Here is a 14,411-nt window from a genome sequence, read left to right as displayed (position 1 = left end):
CAGATGTCTCGTGCACACCCGCGACAAGAGGGCCATGTGAACGGTCCGGTGCGGTACCGGTGAGAAGGCCGGGGCGCACCGGCATGCACGCTTGCCCGTGCCGCACCGGCCGCGAGGAGACTGCCCCGTCGGGGTGCGGACGCTCACAAGGCAGCCGACAGGCCGGCGAGCCCGGCCAGCTCCAGCCCCTCGATCCCGGACAGTGCGGCTTCCGCCCGGTGTTCGGGTGTCTGGTAGCCCCACTGCGCCCACCGGGCCCGTACGCCCACCGCCGCTACGTTCCGTACGTTGGGCAGGTTGTCGTCCACGAACGTCACGGCGTCCAGCGGCACACCCCGTCGCGCGCAGGCGTCCTGCACGGCCGCTGCTTTGTGGGCGCACTCTCCGTAGACCTCGGCCACGGTCCATTCCAGGCCGTTCCGCCTGAGGATGGAACGCACCGAGGATTCGTCCTTCGCCGTCACGATCACCACCGCCCCGGCGTGCCGGAGCAGCTCCGGCACGCCGGGATAGAGGGTGTGCAGACCGAGCCAGAAGTCCGGCTCCACCGCCCGGAACCACTCCCGGGCCTCGGACGCCGCCGTCGTGAACCGCGCTACACGCTCCCGCGGAAGCGAGCTGAAGAGCCGGTCGAAGTCCGCCTGTGACGTGATGCTGCCGGCCTCGGTCAGATGGGCCACCAGGAAGTGATCCAGCAGCCGTGCGTAGTCCCGCACCTTCCGGAACCGCTCGGTGAACGTCCCGGGCAGCCGCTCCAGCTGCCCGGGGCCGGCGACCGTCCGGTCGTGCGGACGCTCCCCGAGCCAGGTGACGAGGGCGCATTCGTCGAGGGCGTCACAGATGACCCCGTCGAAGTCGAGCGCCAGCATGCCCTTGTGGGCGCTGATCCGGTCGGGGACCCGGGTGTCGGCCCGGGCGCCGGCGTGGCGGCCCATCAGGAACCGTCCTTCTCCGCGATCTTCTGCGCGGTCTCGAAGACGGCACGCATGAACGTCCCCATGTAGCCGTAGTACGAGCACGTGATGATGTTGCCGTCCACGACGACGTCGCTCTCGACCACCTCCGCGCCCGCGTTGACCACGTCGTCGCGCAGTCCGATGTACGCGCAGGCTTTCCGGCCCCGCAGCACCCCGGCGCTCACCATGATCCACGGCCCGTGGCACAGCCCGGCGACCACTTTGCCCGCCTCGGCCATCCCCGCCACGAAGTCCAGTACGCCGCGGACCTGCCGCACCCGGTCCGGGGCCTCGTGACCGCCGGTGAGAATCACGGCGTCGTACATCTCCACCGCCAGGTCCTCGTAGGCGATCAGCGGCCGAGCCGTCTTGTCCATCGGGAGCGGGACGCCGTACTTGCCGATGGTCGCATCGCCGTTCTTCGTGGCGATGTCGACGTGCCATCCCTCTTCGAGGAGGCGGTAGTAGGTGAAGACGACGTCGTGGTCCTGGAACCCCTGGCCGGTGACGATGACAGCACTGTGAGACATGACCTTTTCCCCCGTGAATCTTTCGTTGACGCTGTTTGCTGACTCTCCGCCTGATCCACCGCACAGCTCCGTCAGGCGGTTCGGATCCGTCAGGCGGTGCTGACGCACAGATACTGCATTTCGGTGTGCGGCCGCCGGCTGTCTTGCCGGTGGGCGGTCAGAATCTCCAGGTCCGAGTAGACGGCACCGGATACGCAGAGCGGGACATGGAACAGATCCTGCGCCCGCCGCCGGTAGAACACGTCCATTCCGGTGCGCAGTTCGAACCGGAATCGCCCGTCCGGGGTCCGTGCCCGCATCCGCGTGTGAGGAAACGCCGGCACCTTCCGCATCGGGTGCTGCGGGGCATCGAGAGAGCCCGACTCGTACGCTGTCCCTGCCCGGTTGTAGTCATCCTTGAGCCGCATCAGATCGAACTTGTTCCGCGGCGACTCGACCTCGATCAGTTCCAGCGGTTCGTCTCCCGCATTCCGCGTTCCGTGGAACGCCCCGGGCGCGATCCGCACGACGCTGCCCTGCCGGATCGGTACGGACGTGCCGTCCAGTCCGGCCGTCACGCCTCGACCGCCCAGGCAGAGCAGGTACGTGAGCTTACGCGGGTGTACATGGACGGATGTGCTGTGCGGGGCGTCGATGTGCAGCGCCCAGAAGTCGAAGAACTCGTCCACGTAGGCCCGGTACTCGTACCCCCAGGGCTTCGGGATCACCTCGTCGAGGTGTGAGTCCTCGTCGAACTGCTCATTACCGACGCGGGCCCCGCGTCGCAGCAGCCGCTTGAGTTCGGCGATGTCCGCCGGTCCCGTGTCCAGACGGACGAGATGGGACGGGCCGTCGTCGGTCGTGGTCGGTTCCTGTGTCGTTGTAGGCGTGATCGCCATTTTTCCTTTTCCCCCGTTTGCATGTAGCCGATTGCCGATGGTCCGTGCACGGACCGGACGGCGGTCTCAGCAACTCAACCAAAGCAGTGATCGCAGCGGGGATCAAATAGAAACTTCTGGCGGGGGGTATGAAGTTTCCTTGTTGATGGGGATTTGAGCTTTCGGTGCCAACCTGTCGCCAGGAGTTCATGGCCGAAAAGTCCGCGCCGTGTCACTCCGGTCCTCGTATGCAGAACAGACTAAAGAAGACCAACAGTTTTCGGAATGACGGTCAGACTCCTCGAGCGCCTCACTCCGGCTCCGGCGAGGGGGCTCGCAATGGTCCGGCGTCGTGCGTCACGGCGACGGTCGGAACTCCTCTTCCCAGTTGTCCGGGTGTCCCCAGGCGGCGTCCGGCCGGGGCCCGCAGGGGGTGACAGACCGCCGGCGGCGGAGCAGGCTGTGCAGTGACGGCCGGGGTAGCCCCGGGGGAAGCCGGACCCGCCTTGTCCGCGTGGGCCGAGACACCCGAGAACCCGACCGTCCTCAAGGGGGAGCCATGGCGTGGTCGGCACGCGAAGGGGGCGTCCGGCGGCGCCGTGACGCGGTCTCCTACCGGCGTGATCCCCTGGCGTTCTGGGCCGCGGAGTTCGATGGCGTCCACGATGTGTGGCGCTCGACCGCGGGCCGGGTGTGCGTGGCCGGTCCGGCGGCCGCCCGCGAGGTGCTGGGCAACCGGCGCGGCACGTTCGTGGAGACCTCCGACTTCTTTCACACCCGCACCGGCGTCTTCGGGCCCCGGCCCGCGCAGATCCAGATCGGCCATGCGGCACGCGACCTGATACGCGGCCACCTCGATGAGCGCAGAGCCGACCTACCGCGTTTGGTCGGCGAGCGGCTCGTGCCCGCCAGTTACTGGCCCGACGCGGGCAACCTGCTGGTCCGCGAGCATCTGCGAGACATCCTGCTGCGCCCGGACGCACCCGCCGAACTGCACGAAACCCTCCAGCACGTCATCGCCCGGGCCGTGCTGGCCGGTGCACGGGAACAGCAGCCGGCCTTCTCGCGCCGGGCGTTTCGCCGTCGGGCCATGGGGGCTCTGGTTCAGGAGATCGAAGCACGCCGGGGCAGCCGCCGGGGCGGGCCGGCCGATCTGCTCGGTGTGACCGTCGCCGGAGCCGGATGGTCGGCGGACCCCGTCGACGTGGCCGAGGTCTACCTCTCGTTGTTGTTCGCCACGGTCGGCTCGGTCGGCTTCGCCCTCGGCTGGTCGGTCTACCTCGCGGGCCGGCACCCTCGCGTCTGGGAGGAGGAACCGGTGTGGATCGTCCGGGAGGCGCTGCGGCTGTGGCCGGTGGCCTGGCTGTTCGCCCGCACGCCCAGCCGCGCGCACCACCTGGCCGGCGTGCCCACCGGGCCGCACGACGAGGTGAACGTGTGCCTGTACCTGGTGCACCGCCACCCGCACCACTGGGAGCACCCGCACGAGTTCGCACCGCGCCGCTGGGCGGCCGCCGGGCCCGATCCGGCGTTCCTGCCGTTCGGGGCCGGGCCGCACGCCTGCACCGGAGCCGCCGTGACGATGAGACTCCTGGCAGACCTGATCGGCATCATCACCCGCGACTGGCGCCTGTCGGTCACCGCGGGCGGCGACGGCCCCCGTCCGGGTCCTGCGCTGGCTCCGCCGCCTTTCCTCGCGGAGCTGCGCGACCGCGTCGCCCCGGGGAGGAGGTGAACGACATGAGGAAGCTCTTCCGCTCGGCCAAGTCGGCCCTGAACATCCGCTCCGGCTACAGCACGTACCACTTCTGGTACCTCTACCACCACATCTGACCGGAACGTGGGTGAAAGCCGCCCCGACGGCTTTCACCCGCACCGCGAGAGGCCGTGCCCGTGACCACACCCGACCATGGCGACGACTTCCTGCACGGCCTGCGGCTGCGCAGCGCGGCCGAAGGCGGTGTCTTCTGGCTGGAGGACGGGCCGCTCGCCGTCTTCGAGCCGAGCGCGGCCCAGCTGGTCAGCCGGGCGAACTGGGACGGCCTGATGATGCACGACCGCTTCCTGGACACCCTCCGGCGGCGCCACAGCGCGCCGGTATCGTGGAAGCGCATCCGCACCGCCTGGCTCACCCAACTGCACACCCTGGCCACCGAAGCACACCACACCGCCATGGTCACGCGGATGCGGCAGCTCATCGACTCCCGGCTCGGCGACGACGTCGACCTCGTTCTGCTGGCCCAGGACACCGCCGTGCAGGCGATGCTGCCCATCGCCCTGACCGGCCTCACCCCACGAGAGACCGCCCGGATCGTCCAGGACCTCAATCAGAAACTGCTGCGCCTGATCGACCGCTCTCCCGAACGCGGGCTGCGCCACCACGCCCACTTCGCCGCCGTCCAGGTCCGGGCCGGCCTCGTCGTACGGCGTGTCCTGCGTGAACGCGCCGCAGGACGCCGCCCCCGCCGGCCGGACCTCACCGACCCCATCGTCGACCTGCTCCCCGAACTCGGCATGGACCGCGCCCTGGACGTGGTCACCACCGTGCTCACCGCCATCGGCGGCCCGCCCGGTTCCGCGGCCGCCAGCGTGCTCTACGAACTCGTCCGCAACCCGCACTGGGCACGACGCCTCGCCGGCGAACTGCGCACCGTCGATACGGCTGCATTCTGCGCAGCACCGTCGAAGGCGGCACCGCTCACCCACCGCTTCGTCAAAGAAGTCCTGCGCATGTGGAGCCCGCCCCTGCTGCTCATGCGGCGGGCACGGGCCACGTTCGACCTCGCCACCACCCGGCTGGAGACGGGATGCGGTTATCTGGTCAGCCCGCACATGATCCACCGTGATCCCCGCTGCTGGCAGCGGCCCGACACCTTCGACCCCGACCGCTTCCTGCCCGGCGCACCGCACGGACCGGCCGATCGAACGCACTACGTGCCGTTCGGCTGGGCCCCGAAGAAATGCATCGGCGCCGACATCGCCACCACCCAGCTGATGGCCCTGTGCCACCTGATGTGCACCCGCTACCGCCTCACCGTGCCGGATGCCAGCACCGTCACCATGGCCTGCCGCTTCGCCCCCGTGCCCCAGCATTTCCACGGCCGCCTCACCCTGGCGCAACCCGGCGGTACGGAAGACCCGGGCCGGTGACGCCAGAACGCGCGGACCGGCCGGCCGGGGCACGTCCCGAGGCATGTCGTGTGTGGCGGCCTTGGCGTTGGCGTCGTGAGCGCATCCACGTCATGCAGATCTGCCGCCCGTGAGCGGCCGGTCGTTGCACCGGGCCAGGCGGTGGCCGGACCTCTCATCAGCGTCTCCGACGGCGCCTGTCGGGCCCGGTGGCATGGGCCCGTCCGGTCCCGCGCCACCGGGGTCGCGGTGTCAGAGGCCGGACGGGCCGGATCCGCGGCAGGTGCGCGCCGTCAGCGCTTGAATGCCTTCCTGGCCTTGGCGGCGGCCTGCTTCAGGTGACCCATCGAGCGGTCCGTCCTGCCTTCGCGCTGAGTCTGCCCGTTGTGGGTGGTTCGGCCGAGGGTTTCCTTGATCCTGCCTTTGGCTGTCTGTGCTGTGTTCCTGATGGCTTGTCCCATGTTCATGGTGGTCCTCGTCTCGTGGTGTGGCGGCTGTCGCTTCGGGGGCGGGTTGGGTGTTGCGGAAGGTGGTCCGCGGCCTCGTTCGGTGGCGAGATCATGCGTGCTGTTGTGGACGGGGGCTGCTGGTGTGGGTGGTGCCCGACGCGCCGACGGGGGTGCCGTCGGCTTCCAGGAGGGTGGCACTGAGCGCGAGGAGGGCCACGTCGTCGGCCGGGCCGACGGGGAATGTCGCCAGCAGGGCGGTGAGGTCGTCGATGACGGCGGCTGCGCGGGGTGCGGTGCTCGTGGCTGCGTGGTGGGTGAGGTGTGCGGCCAGGCTTTCCTCGTCGAATCGGGCGCCGTGTGAGGTGCGTGAGGCGGTGAGGCCATCGCTGTGCAGCACAAGCGCCTCGCCCGGTGCCAGGTGCAACGTGCGGGAGGCGGTCGGGGCGTCGGCGAGGGCACCGAGGAGCATGCCGCCGGGCAACTGCACCGGTTCGGCGCGGGGGCGTAGCCCCTGGCGGGCCGGACGCAGGTGGTATGCGGGAGGGTGGCCGCCTCCGGTCAGGGTGATGGTGAAGCCGCCCGCGGGGTGGGGAGCCAAGGTGCCGAGGATCAGGGTGCACAGGCGGACGTCGGCGGCCGGGTCTGCCAGCAGGGCCGTGTTGAGCGTCTCCAGAACGGTGCGAGGGTCGGGCTCCAGGAGTGCCGTGGAGCGAAGGGTGTGGCGGATCATGGAGGTGAGCGCGGCCGCCGTCGCACCTCTGCCGCTCACGTCACCGAGGCAGAAGGCCCACCGGTCGGCGCCGAGGGGGAAGATGTCGTAGAAGTCGCCGCCGATGTCGTGGAGGGAGGCAGTCGTGTAGTGGCAGGCTGCCTGGAGGCCCGGCACATGGGGGAGGACCGGTGGCAGCAGGGAACTCTGCAGGGCCGCGGCGAATGCGGCGGTCCGGGCCCGGTCCTGCTCGGCCCGGTCGCGTGCCGCGCGTGCGACCTCCAGCAGTTCGCGTTCCCTGCGCAGCAAGCGCAGCGCGGACAGCCGCAGTTCCAGTTGGTCCATGACCAGCGTGGCCAGGTCGGTCAGCGCGGCGGACTGCTCGGGCCCGATCCGGTGGGGCCGGGTGTCCAGGACGTCGACGGCGCCGAGCCGGTGGCCGTCGGGAGTGGTGATCGGTGCGGCGGCATAAAAGCGGATACCGGCAGGGCCGGCCACCATCGGGTGTGCGCGGGTCAGGGCATCGTGACGGGTGTCGGGGATGACCAGGGGAGTGTCGGAGAGGATCGCCGAGGTGCTCAGACTGGCCTCCCGGCCGGTCTGGGCAGCGCCTTCCAGCCCGTAGGCAGCCTTGAACCAGACCCGGTCGGAGTCGACGATCGTCACCGTCGCCATCGGGACGTCGAAGAGCCGTCCGGCCAGCGCGGCGATCCGGTCGAACGCCCCGTCCGGCGGGATCCCCAGGATGTCGTAACGGCGTACCGCCGCGATACGCCGCGCTTCCCGTTCCCGGCTGCCCTCGGAGACGGCTCCGGGCCCCCCGTCCTGTTCGCCGACCGGCATGCGCCCACCTCGCTTCGGGTCACTCGGGACGCTGCGTACGGGCCTCGTGCGCGAGGCCGTGGCGTTCCCCCAGGGGCAGCACCAGTGCCCGCAGCGCCGCGGGGCCGGACGGCCTGCGGACCTGCCCGATGTCCTGCCACCCCCACGCCCGAAAGGCACTGTGGGCGGCGTGGTCGGCCTGATCCACCAAAGTGGCGCCGAGCGAGGCGTGGTTGTCTGCGAGCAACCGTGTCTGCAGCCGCCGGGCGAGGCCGGAGGCGTGTTCGTGCGGGTGCACCACGGTCTCCGTCACGGCGAAGGTGTGCCCGGAGGAGGTCAGCTGCTCGACGGACCGGGGAAGGCCGCCCTCGAAGCCGATCCACCAAGCCCCGTCGCGTGCGACGGGGAAGCCGAAGGCGCAGCCTGCCAGGGTGGGCGTCTCGGCGACGAGAAGGGAAAAGCCCGGGCGCCGCACGGAGTCCGCGAGGCGGCGAAGGAAATCCTCTCTACGGTGGTAGGTCTCGCCGAACGCGGCCTCCGCAGACTCCACGTACAGGTCCGCCAAGTCCTCCCGGAGCGCCTCGGCCTGCCAGCGGCTCAGGCGGCGCATGCGCACCGCTTCCGGGGCGGACCGCTCCTGGCCCGGCCCGGGGCCGGTGCCCGTCACGGTGCACCTGCCGAAAGGGGAGCGGGCCACGGTGCCGGCGTGCTCTCGCGGTGACTCGCAGGAACGCCGCTCAGCAGCAGGGTGAAGTCACTGTGCGAGAGAATGCGTCGCAGCGCGAGCGGCGGATGATGCAGTCGCAGGGTTCCGCCTCTCCGCGTGGCCTGCGCGGCAGCGTGCAGGAAGGCGTTGAGCCCGCTCACGTCGCAGAAGGTGACGGCAGTCAGGTCGACGTCGATGGTGCGGATACCGCCGTACAGGCACTCCCGCAGGGACGCGGTGACCAAAGGCGCCGTCGACAGGTCGATCTCACCGGACAGAGTGATCAGTGCACGGTTTCGCTTGTCGTGCCGGTAGACGTTCAGATCGGGCAGGGACATGGCGCCTCCGGTTCCGGGCGACCGGGCCGGGACGGGGGCGGTTCGGGCCGAGATCCCGGCAGGGATGTGCGCTCAGCAGCAACGCGCCGTCGGGGTCTGGAACGTCGACGTCTTGATGTGAGGGTAACCCCGGGCTCAGCGGTCCGGGAGCTGCGAGGGGCATCAAAACCCGTACGGCCGAGAGGAGTCCGGGTATGGCGGTAACGGGGCGCTCGGGGGCGCGACAGCGCACCAGCCGGGGGTCCGGCCGGGCCGCGCCCGAACGGCACGGCAGGCCCGGTCACAGGCCCGCCGCGTTGCGCTGTTCTCCTGTCAGGACCTCCGGCCCTTGAAGGAGCCGGTGACCCTGCGCCGCGGGCGCAGGCGCCCGCGGCCTCCGTCCCTGTGGTCCCGGCGCGTGTGCACGGCGGGAGGGGTGGTGGTGACCGGCTGCGACCGGGTGGGCTCGTGGGAGCCGCGGCGGTCCGGAAGGCGGCGGCTGTACCGGTGCAGCGCGATCCGGTCGTTGTGCTGGGCGTTCAGAAGATGGATCACGAATACTCCCAGAGCGATCATCGCGAGTATGACGGTGACGGTGATGCCGTTGCCCATGGCCGCGTCACCTCCTGTCGGCCGTGGAATCGCGCGCGGCCATGGCGCCGCCCTCCGCTTCCCATGTCTCGGTGCGGCCCGGCGGGGCCGACTCGGCAGGGGCCGAGGGGTGACGGGCCGACTCGGCCGCCATGAGTTCGCTGCCCGTTCGGGCGGTGCGCGGATCCGAAGCGGCGTCCATGAGCCGTGCGGCGGCGGCCGCGCAGGTCTCCGGAGGGACGATCAACAGGTCCCAGCGCCCGACGCGGTAGGAGAGCAACAGGAGCTGATGCGGGTCCTGTTCGTCGGTGAACCAGCCCACCTTGATCACACGGCCGTTGGCGGGGATCGTGCGTGGCACGACCGGCCAGTGCGTCGGGTTGACCGTGATGCGCGTGATGCGGCCCCACAGCGGGTCCAGCTGTTCGGCGAGGGCGGGAAGCTCATGTGCGAGGTCACGCGAGCGTGGCCACCAGGCGCCGTCGAGCAGCCCGGTCTGCGGGCCCGAGGGCTTGAGGGAGAGGCGGACCGGCGGGTGGCCGGAGGGGCTGACGGCCGGCGCGGCCGGCGGGGGGCGTTCGGTGATCACCGTCATGGTGTCGACCCGTCCCCGGGCCCGGCGTGCCCGGCCCGGTGCTTGGAACCGAGAGAGATACCGGCAAGGAAGCCGGTCAGGAAATGCTCTCGGTATCATCGAGCGTACTCCGTCGGCAGCGCTGACCACGACTGTCGACGGCTGGAGCTCTGGGCAGAGAGCTGACCAGGGGAGCGGTGGTCCAAGAGTGGGCTGGTCACCTCGAGGGCTCTTCGTACGCGGGCTCCGTTGCCCGTGCCGTTCTCGGCGAAGCACCACACCGGGGCCGCCCCGGGCGAGGTCGCGTGATGACCACGAACACACTCGGTCCGCCGGTAATCGGCAAACGGGCCTTCCGGCCCCGGACGTCCCAGCAACAGCTGCCGCACTCGGGTGCGGACGGTGCGCCTTGACCGTTGATCCTCTGCTGCCCGTGATGCTGCCGGACGGTGCCCGAGCCCATCAGGCGGGCCCAGGGGTAGCCGTAGTGAGGAGGGAGACGACTCCTCGCCACGACGGTACCTTCGACGGCACGTAGTGGCCGAGGTTGCGGGATCTCGAGACCGAGCCGCCCGGCTCGATGCGCGTGCTGACCGAGCGGCTGGGTTGCTTCGCACGTCCCGGACTGGATGCGAGCGCCTGGGACACGCACCCGCACCACCCTGGCGCGCCGTGAAGTGCCCCCAGTCCTGCCCGTCAGGCCCGGAGCTCTTTCAAAGTGACGTTCCTGCCTTTGGTCAAAAGCCAGAGCATCAGCAGGAACTCACCGATAAAGGCGAACATCGCGACCTCGGCCGAATAGTCGGCAGACAACAGTATGCCGAAGCTGTCCACCAGGTAGCCGAGCCCAGCGATCACCAGCAGCGCCCCCAGGACCTTGGGTACATACTCTGACCTGTATGCAAGAAACCCGAGCGTCAGCAGGTGGAAGGCAAACAGAATGAGACCGGAATTCCAGGTGTCGTGAAAAGCGTCTATCTTGACCAGGGCTTCCGCATGCGAGCGACTCACGCCGTGAAGCCCTCTGCCCACGTCATCGCCGACGAGCGAAGGAACTCCTGCCAGTTGACCTACAGCAACCATGAGCACCGCTGCGTATGCGAGCCTGAACCACGCGGCAAGCGCGGACAAACCCTTGTGGGCCGGCGTGAAGAAGGCCAGTAGTGCCCAGGCCACTATGACATCGAGAACAGCCACCAACGCCAGAGCGGCGACACCGTAACGGAACATCACCACAGAACCATGTATGTCGTGTGCTGTCTTCTCGGCATCGCCTTCAGTGACGAGTCCTTCCACTACGGCGAAATTGGCAAAGACGGCCAGAGCTGACATCGTCACCAACCCGACCCCCGCAGTCAGGGCTGCCTTGCGCATCTCTGTGTTCGCCGGCACCACGGTCGCCATGATCCCCTCTCATGCGGATGCCTCGACCGGGCGGTCTCTGGCTGCTGCATTTCGGCAAGAGACGTCACCCGCCAGGGCTGTCGGACGCCACACCCGGACGATTCCCCTGCGGACGGGCGCACTGTTCGACGGAGCGGAAACCCCTGAAGATCAGCAGCAACGGGAGCAGCACTTCGAACAGGCCGCCAGGTACGAGGAACACGGCACCGGCACCGGAATCGAGATTGATCGCTCCCAGCGCATCGGCCAGTACCCCTGCCAGCAGAGCGGCGTAGCCCGCGACTCCCAGCAGCGACAGCCACTTGGCAACCAACCCGGAGCGCAGCAAAAGGTGGGACAGGATGAGTCCGCCGGTGCCGGACAAGGTGTACACAAGCAGGTCGTATTTCTCGAACTGGCTGCGGCTCGTCAGGAAGTAAGCTCCGATGGCGATGATCGCCATGCCCTCCACCACTCTGAGGAGGAGATAGCCCGCAGACAGGTACTTCCCGTGTGGCTTAAGAACGGGGAACAGTGCGATGCCGATCGAGGCGACCGCTAGGGCCGTGTACCACTGCAAAAACACTCCGACAAACAGCGTCCCGCTGCTTGACTCCCCCTCGGAGAAGTAAGCTTGCACGAGGGAACTGCCAGCGGCAAAAGTGACCGTCGAGGAGATGAAGAGCAGCCCCACCAGGACGGCAGTCTTCCTCTGCGGCATACCTGTTTCTCCTCTGCGCTGCGCACACGGGAACTCGGCCGGAGGCTGTCGGCAACCGGTGCCGGGCGTGTCGGGCTACTGCGGATTCCGGCACCCGCCCTCCGTCGACTACGGTAGCGCCCACCAACACGGTAGGCGCCCCTCCGTCATGGGCGCCCTGCAAAGCGTTTCCGGCGATCTCGACAGCGGTGATGCGATGACCATCCCGCGGTCTGCGCTGCCGTAGCGTGAGCGGAACCCGTCCACCTGAGCACTGGCTGCCCTCGGTCCCGGCTCTGCCCTGGCCGCAAGCCCCGGTACGCCACCAGCGTCACTGTCAGCGGCGGCTCCTGCGGCTGCTTCTTCGAACCTGCAGGAGCCTGGTGGCGGCCCGGCACCGGAGCTGTCGGTCGCCTGCGCGGAGGGCCCGTGCTCCGGGGGCCAGTACCCACTTGAGAAGCAGCGCGTCGCGCGCGTACAGCGGCTGCCGGACCTCAACCTTGACATCGCGGTGGACCCTTTCGGTCTCCGTGCAGGCGCGCTCCTGGGCCGATGGCCATGCCGCACGGCTTCCTGGGCACTCGACGGTCCGGACGCGGGTACTGCAACGGTGCTTGCCGTGACTGGTGGCCAGTTGGGTCGTTGGTCTGGTTATGGGTGGGGGCCTTGCTGATGTCAGGTTGTGGGCGGGTGAGCTTGAAGCGGTGCATGGGCGGTTCCGACAGTGTCGCCTTCGAGACGAAGGTGGCCATGGCCAAGGAGATGGTCCGCCGGGCCATCGCCGACCGGGTCCCGTTTCGGTGGGTGACGGCCGATGCTGCTTACGGCTTCAGCAAGGGCTTGCGCTTCGAGCTGGAGCAGGCCGATGTCTTTCACGTGATGGCCACCACCCGGCACGACACCGTCGTCACCCGCTGGGCCATCGACCACCCCGTCCACGACCTGTTCCCCGGCCTGCCGCGGCAGAAGTGGAAACGCCGGTCCTGCGGCGAGGGGGCCCACGGCCGGCGGATCTTCGACTGGGCCCGCGTTGAGGTGCGGCCCTGGCACCGCGAGGACCGTCAGCACTGGGTGATCGCCCGTCGCAGTGTCAGCCGGCCCGAGGAAATCTCCTACTACATCGCCTACTGCCCCGCCGGCACCACTCTCGACGAGCTGATCCGCGTCGCCGGGAGCCGATGGGCGGTGGAGGAATGTTTTCAGAGCGCGAAGCAGGAGTGCGGGCTGGACGACTACCAGGTCCGCCGCTACCCGGGCTGGCACCGCCACATGACGTTGGCCATGGCCGCCCACGCCTGTCTGACTGTCCTGCGGGCCCGTGAGCTGGATGCGGAGAAAGCAGAAACGGATCCTCCCAGCTCATCCACCTCAGTCTTGCCGAAATCCGGCGTCTGATCTACCGACTCACCCACCGCCGTCCGGCACCGGCCGAGCACACCCTGTACTGGTCACACTGGCGTCGACGGCGCCAGCACCAAGCCCGCAACAGTCACTACAAGCAACGCGGGCACAGCCCCTGATCCTGGCCACCAGTCACGGCAAGCACCGTTGCAGTACTAGGCACTGTTTCTCAGATCTCCTTACGGGAGTGAGGCGTTGGGGCCAGGCTGTATGCATGGGACGCGGAGACCTGACGAACGCGGAGTGGGACCGGCTGGAAGCGTTCCTGCCTCGTGGCGGTGCGCGCGGAGGCCGGTGGAGTGATCACCGGCGGGTGATCAACGGGGTGCTGTACCGGGTGCGTACGGGGGTGCAGTGGCGGGATCTGCCGGAGCGGTTCGGGCCGTGGGAGACGGTCTACAAGCGTCATCGCCGCTGGTCGGCGGACGGGACGTGGAAGATGCTGCTGTCGAAGGTCCAGGCCGCCGAGGACGCGGCCGGCCGGATCGACTGGGACGTGCCGGTGGACTCCACCGCGGTGCGAGCGCACCAGCACGCCGCCGGCGCGAGGAAGGCTCCGCCCGCCGTGGATGGTCAAAAGGGGGACGGGCGGGGGACGAACCAGGCCGATCCGGTCCTGTCGAAGCTGGCCGTCCGGCTGGTGGAGGTGGTCAGCTCGGCGAGTGCCTGGGACGCTCCCGAGGTGGCTTCACCACCAAAATCCACCTCGCCGCCGACGGACGATGCCGGCCGCTCGCCCTCGTCCTGACCCCCGGACACCACGGTGACGGCCCCCAGCTCGAGCGGGTACTGGAACAGGTGTCCGTGCCCCGCACCACAGTGGGGCACCCCCGCACCCGGCCTGACCACGTCCTGGCCGACAAGGCCTACACCTCTCGAAGAAACCGGAGCTACCTGCGGCGACGTGGCATCCGGCACACCATCCCCGAACGGGCCGAACAGCGCAGACACCGCCTCAACCGAGGCTCCCGAGGCGGCCGGCCCACCGGCTTCGACGCAGAGCGCTACAAGAAACGCAACACCGTCGAACGCGCCGTCAACCGCCTGAAAGGCTTCCGCGGTGTCGCCACCCGCTACGAGAAACGCGCCTACATCTACTTCGGCACCGTCACCCTCGCAGCCCTCATCATCTGGCTCCGCACATGATCCGAGAAACAGTGCCTAGGGGGCTATCGACGCACTCGACGGCTTCCGGGCCGTGGAATTACGGTAGGAACGAGGAGTGTTTGTCGGTCGCGGCACGGCCAGCTTCGCTGCAATCCGGTTGTGGATCCATCAGTGATCCGC

General features: G+C 69.1%; 14 protein-coding genes and 2 pseudogenes. 5 read left to right on the top strand and 11 right to left on the bottom strand.

The genetic code is table 11. The annotated features are described in order from the left end of the window. Positions 1 to 143: 143 nt before the first annotated feature. The 3 genes from AB0L45_RS08350 to AB0L45_RS08340 all read right to left on the bottom strand — a co-directional run bounded on the left by AB0L45_RS08350 (position 144) and on the right by AB0L45_RS08340 (position 2,364). Positions 144 to 935 carry an HAD family hydrolase gene (locus AB0L45_RS08350; protein WP_234339622.1) on the bottom strand — a complete coding sequence of 264 codons (792 nt, stop codon included), beginning with the start codon at positions 933 to 935 and terminating at the stop codon, positions 144 to 146. After that, entirely contained in the window at positions 935 to 1,486 is a 552-nt protein-coding gene (locus AB0L45_RS08345) for a DJ-1/PfpI family protein (protein WP_033035381.1), read from the bottom strand. The genes AB0L45_RS08350 and AB0L45_RS08345 overlap by 1 nt, the downstream gene beginning before the upstream one ends. An 89-nt stretch (positions 1,487 to 1,575) precedes the next feature. Further along, positions 1,576 to 2,364 carry a cupin domain-containing protein gene (locus AB0L45_RS08340; RefSeq protein WP_078659543.1) on the bottom strand — a complete coding sequence of 263 codons (789 nt, stop codon included), beginning with the start codon at positions 2,362 to 2,364 and terminating at the stop codon, positions 1,576 to 1,578. A 538-nt stretch (positions 2,365 to 2,902) separates the two neighbouring features. Here AB0L45_RS08340 and AB0L45_RS08335 point away from each other — a divergent pair. Both AB0L45_RS08335 and AB0L45_RS08330 read left to right on the top strand, forming a co-directional pair. Continuing rightward, positions 2,903 to 4,078 carry a cytochrome P450 gene (locus tag AB0L45_RS08335; protein WP_078659544.1) on the top strand — a complete coding sequence of 392 codons (1,176 nt, stop codon included), beginning with the start codon at positions 2,903 to 2,905 and terminating at the stop codon, positions 4,076 to 4,078. A gap of 158 nt (positions 4,079 to 4,236) precedes the next feature. After that, a complete protein-coding gene (locus AB0L45_RS08330) occupies positions 4,237 to 5,493 on the top strand; it encodes a cytochrome P450 (RefSeq protein ID WP_033035405.1) in 1,257 nt (418 codons plus the stop codon). A 272-nt stretch (positions 5,494 to 5,765) separates the two neighbouring features. On the opposite strand, the gene AB0L45_RS08325 is transcribed toward AB0L45_RS08330, so the two are convergent. The 6 genes from AB0L45_RS08325 to AB0L45_RS08300 form a co-directional block, all read right to left on the bottom strand. Continuing rightward, positions 5,766 to 5,933, bottom strand: coding sequence for a CsbD family protein (locus AB0L45_RS08325; RefSeq protein ID WP_234339623.1), 168 nt, complete (start codon positions 5,931 to 5,933; stop codon positions 5,766 to 5,768). A 97-nt stretch (positions 5,934 to 6,030) separates the two neighbouring features. After that, entirely contained in the window at positions 6,031 to 7,473 is a 1,443-nt protein-coding gene (locus AB0L45_RS08320) for a GAF domain-containing SpoIIE family protein phosphatase (protein WP_078659546.1), read from the bottom strand. A 19-nt stretch (positions 7,474 to 7,492) separates the two neighbouring features. After that, complete coding sequence (locus AB0L45_RS08315; protein ID WP_234339624.1) at positions 7,493 to 8,119, bottom strand: hypothetical protein; 627 nt, start codon at positions 8,117 to 8,119, stop codon at positions 7,493 to 7,495. Then, positions 8,116 to 8,496, bottom strand: a complete 381-nt coding sequence (locus AB0L45_RS08310) for an STAS domain-containing protein (protein ID WP_033035382.1) — start codon at positions 8,494 to 8,496, stop codon at positions 8,116 to 8,118. The genes AB0L45_RS08315 and AB0L45_RS08310 overlap by 4 nt, the downstream gene beginning before the upstream one ends. Before the next feature lie 312 nt (positions 8,497 to 8,808). Beyond that, on the bottom strand, positions 8,809 to 9,087 hold the full coding sequence (locus AB0L45_RS08305) for a hypothetical protein (protein ID WP_033035383.1): 279 nt from the start codon (positions 9,085 to 9,087) through the stop codon (positions 8,809 to 8,811). A 7-nt stretch (positions 9,088 to 9,094) separates the two neighbouring features. Further along, positions 9,095 to 9,661 (bottom strand): DUF5994 family protein, encoded by a 567-nt coding sequence (locus AB0L45_RS08300; protein ID WP_033035384.1) that lies wholly within the window; start codon positions 9,659 to 9,661, stop codon positions 9,095 to 9,097. A gap of 526 nt (positions 9,662 to 10,187) precedes the next feature. Between AB0L45_RS08300 and AB0L45_RS08295 the strand changes: the two genes are divergently transcribed. After that, positions 10,188 to 10,316 carry a hypothetical protein gene (locus AB0L45_RS08295; RefSeq protein ID WP_324607473.1) on the top strand — a complete coding sequence of 43 codons (129 nt, stop codon included), beginning with the start codon at positions 10,188 to 10,190 and terminating at the stop codon, positions 10,314 to 10,316. Between the two features lie 20 nt (positions 10,317 to 10,336). On the opposite strand, the gene AB0L45_RS08290 is transcribed toward AB0L45_RS08295, so the two are convergent. Beyond that, positions 10,337 to 11,044 (bottom strand): DUF4386 domain-containing protein, encoded by a 708-nt coding sequence (locus tag AB0L45_RS08290; protein WP_033035385.1) that lies wholly within the window; start codon positions 11,042 to 11,044, stop codon positions 10,337 to 10,339. A gap of 64 nt (positions 11,045 to 11,108) precedes the next feature. Next, a complete protein-coding gene (locus AB0L45_RS08285) occupies positions 11,109 to 11,744 on the bottom strand; it encodes a DUF4386 domain-containing protein (RefSeq protein ID WP_033035386.1) in 636 nt (211 codons plus the stop codon). A 699-nt stretch (positions 11,745 to 12,443) separates the two neighbouring features. Between AB0L45_RS08285 and AB0L45_RS08280 the strand changes: the two are divergent. Together AB0L45_RS08280 and AB0L45_RS08275 are read left to right on the top strand one after the other, a co-directional pair. After that, positions 12,444 to 13,118: pseudogene (locus AB0L45_RS08280) on the top strand (IS701 family transposase); the annotation flags it as partial. Between the two features lie 220 nt (positions 13,119 to 13,338). After that, a pseudogene (locus AB0L45_RS08275) lies at positions 13,339 to 14,270 on the top strand (IS5 family transposase). The last annotated feature ends 141 nt before the right edge of the window (positions 14,271 to 14,411 follow it).

Source organism: Streptomyces sp. NPDC052496 (genome assembly GCF_040679095.1).
Taxonomy (GTDB): domain Bacteria; phylum Actinomycetota; class Actinomycetes; order Streptomycetales; family Streptomycetaceae; genus Streptomyces.
This window is presented reverse-complemented; position numbering and strand designations above follow the sequence as displayed.

Excerpts from the sequence above, each read along its gene's own strand:
- AB0L45_RS08350 (WP_234339622.1), bottom strand. The coding sequence starts at position 935 with ATGGGCCGCCACGCCGGCGCCCGGGCCGACACCCGGGTCCCCGACCGG.
- AB0L45_RS08345 (WP_033035381.1), bottom strand. The coding sequence starts at position 1,486 with ATGTCTCACAGTGCTGTCATCGTCACCGGCCAGGGGTTCCAGGACCAC.
- AB0L45_RS08340 (WP_078659543.1), bottom strand. The coding sequence starts at position 2,364 with ATGGCGATCACGCCTACAACGACACAGGAACCGACCACGACCGACGAC.
- AB0L45_RS08335 (WP_078659544.1), top strand. The coding sequence starts at position 2,903 with ATGGCGTGGTCGGCACGCGAAGGGGGCGTCCGGCGGCGCCGTGACGCG.
- AB0L45_RS08325 (WP_234339623.1), bottom strand. The coding sequence starts at position 5,933 with ATGGGACAAGCCATCAGGAACACAGCACAGACAGCCAAAGGCAGGATC.
- AB0L45_RS08320 (WP_078659546.1), bottom strand. The coding sequence starts at position 7,473 with ATGCCGGTCGGCGAACAGGACGGGGGGCCCGGAGCCGTCTCCGAGGGC.
- AB0L45_RS08310 (WP_033035382.1), bottom strand. The coding sequence starts at position 8,496 with ATGTCCCTGCCCGATCTGAACGTCTACCGGCACGACAAGCGAAACCGT.
- AB0L45_RS08305 (WP_033035383.1), bottom strand. The coding sequence starts at position 9,087 with ATGGGCAACGGCATCACCGTCACCGTCATACTCGCGATGATCGCTCTG.
- AB0L45_RS08300 (WP_033035384.1), bottom strand. The coding sequence starts at position 9,661 with ATGACGGTGATCACCGAACGCCCCCCGCCGGCCGCGCCGGCCGTCAGC.
- AB0L45_RS08290 (WP_033035385.1), bottom strand. The coding sequence starts at position 11,044 with ATGGCGACCGTGGTGCCGGCGAACACAGAGATGCGCAAGGCAGCCCTG.
- AB0L45_RS08285 (WP_033035386.1), bottom strand. The coding sequence starts at position 11,744 with ATGCCGCAGAGGAAGACTGCCGTCCTGGTGGGGCTGCTCTTCATCTCC.